The following is a 2,005-nucleotide window of genomic DNA, read 5'->3' as shown; positions in this document are numbered from 1 at the left end:
CTATAAAGATTTGATTAATAAAAAAAAGTCAATTACTATGTTTACATTAAGCTAAACACTGCTTTTTTTATTGAGTGTATCTACCTCAAAATTGTTATAGCTTTTTAATGAAACAAGTTTCATTAAAAAGTACAGTCTGAAAATCTAAGTTCATTCTTTGTTGACAAAGGAAATTTAGATTTTATTGTGAATTTGAGTATTAACAAAAATTTACACTTTGTTTAGCATATCACAAATAAAACAAATTAATTAATTAAATAAATAAAAAATAAATATGAATAGCATTGAATATCTACAAGCAGCAGAACAAGAGCTATTTCCCATATTTTCGGAAATTGATGGCTTGGTCAAAAAAAATCTTAGACGGGTAATAGACGCTTTTCGTCATCACCGAGTAGGTGTCCATCATTTTTCTGGAGTGACTGGTTATGGACATGACGATTTGGGACGGGAGACTTTGGACAAGGTTTTTGCTGAGATTATGGGGGCTGAGGCAGCAGCGGTAAGAGTCCAATTTGTTTCGGGAACTCATGCGATCGCTTGTGCTTTGTTTGGGACTCTGAGGCCAGGGGATGAAATGTTGTCTGTTGTTGGTTCTCCTTACGATACTTTGGAGGAGGTAATTGGTCTGAGGGAGGAAGGTCAAGGTTCTTTGAAGGAATTTGGCGTTAGTTACCGGGAGTTACCTCTGACGGAAACTGGGACGATAAATTGGCAGGGNGGATGAAATGTTGTCTGTTGTTGGTTCTCCTTACGATACTTTGGAGGAGGTAATTGGTCTGAGGGAGGAAGGTCAAGGTTCTTTGAAGGAATTTGGCGTTAGTTACCGGGAGTTACCTCTGACGGAAACTGGGACGATAAATTGGCAGGGGTTGGAGTCTGGGATTACTGAAAGGACTCGTCTGGTTTTGATTCAACGTTCTTGTGGTTATTCTTGGCGACCTAGTTTGTCTATTGCAGATATTGAGCAAATTGTCAAGATTGTTAAGCGACAAAATCCTGAAACGGTTTGTTTTGTGGATAATTGTTATGGGGAGTTTATTGAGGACCGGGAACCGATGGCGGTGGGAGCGGATTTAATGGCGGGGTCTTTGATTAAAAATCCTGGTGGCACTATTGTTATGGCGGGGGGGTATGTAGCAGGTAGGGCTGATTTGGTGGAGGCTGCGAGTTGTCGGTTGACTGCTCCTGGTATTGGTAGTAGTGGGGGGGCGACTTTTGAGCAAAATAGGTTGTTGTTTCAGGGTTTGTTTTTGGCTCCACAAATGGTGGGAGAGGCGATGAAGGGTAATCATTTGATGGCTTATGTTTTTGATAGGTTGGGTTATCCGGTTAATCCTTTGCCTCTGGAAAAACGACGGGATGTTATTCAGGCGGTTAAGTTGGGTTCCCCGGAGAGGTTAATTGCTTTTTGTCGAGCTATTCAGCAATTTTCGCCTGTGGGGTCTTATTTAGATCCGGTGCCGGCGCCGATGCCTGGATATGAGAGTCAGTTGGTTATGGCGGGTGGTACTTTTATTGATGGGTCTACTTCTGAGTTTTCGGCTGACGGACCTTTGCGGGAACCTTATGTGGTGTTTTGTCAGGGGGGGACTCATTGGACTCATGTGGCGATCGCTCTGGAGGCTGTTATTGAGGCGGTGGGGTTTTTTGAAGTTGGAAGTTAGAAGTCAAAAGTCATGAAGTATTGGGTAGAAAAAAGTCGGTGGCTGTCATTGCTACAAAATTCAAAATTCAAAATTCAAAATTCAAAAGTCAGAAGTATTGGGTAGAAAAAAATCTGTGGCTGTCATTGCGAGGCGGTGGTATTAGACTCAAGTTTAATGGGAAAGAGTTGAGCTAGCCGTAGGCGAAGCCTTCTCGCAGAGTAGCAATCTCTATTTTAGATGATTGTGAAATTTTTCTCTTTTATTGCATATTGCACAATAGTCTTTTCATTTGCTGAAGCTCCCGAAGGTGGAGGGTAAAAATTTTTCCCTCCTTTTTATTGCGTATTGCGCAATAG

The 2,005-nt window shown here is 41.6% G+C and carries 1 protein-coding gene and 1 pseudogene; both read left to right on the top strand.

All coding sequences use genetic code 11. The annotated features are described in order from the left end of the window. Nucleotides 1-274 precede the first annotated feature (274 nt). Nucleotides 275-720: pseudogene (locus tag AFK68_RS00490) on the top strand (methionine gamma-lyase family protein); the annotation flags it as partial. Between the two features lies 1 nt (nt 721). Beyond that, on the top strand, nt 722-1,667 hold a 946-nt coding region (locus AFK68_RS00485; RefSeq protein WP_143437373.1), incomplete at its 5' end, for a methionine gamma-lyase family protein. Nucleotides 1,668-2,005 lie beyond the last annotated feature (338 nt).

This window comes from Hydrocoleum sp. CS-953, from assembly GCF_002260545.1.
Taxonomy (GTDB): Bacteria; Cyanobacteriota; Cyanobacteriia; order Cyanobacteriales; family Microcoleaceae; genus Trichodesmium.
This window is presented reverse-complemented; position numbering and strand designations above follow the sequence as displayed.